A 223-nucleotide genomic window follows, 5' to 3' on the forward strand; every position below is an offset into this window, starting at 1 on the left:
ACCGCCGCTTGAAACCGTGGCGGTGGCGCCGGAGTCGATCACAGTGCCGCTCGCCATACCTCCCGCGGAGACCTTCTCGGCCCCGCCGGACAAGATCGTGCCGCCGCTATCCACGCCGCTCGAACCTACCGTAACGGTGCCGCCATCGCGATTGCCGATCGCGGTGCCGCCGGGCTGGATCACCTCGGAGGCGCCGGACGCCACGGTCACACCACTGACCACC

Annotated in this window: 1 pseudogene; it reads right to left on the reverse strand. The window is 70.0% G+C overall.

Annotation, left to right across the window (positions count from 1 at the left end):
- Positions 1–223: pseudogene (locus tag GSQ92_RS13555) on the reverse strand (hypothetical protein); the annotation flags it as partial.

Source organism: Acidisoma sp. S159, from assembly GCF_009766125.1.
Lineage (GTDB): Bacteria > Pseudomonadota > Alphaproteobacteria > Acetobacterales > Acetobacteraceae > Acidisoma.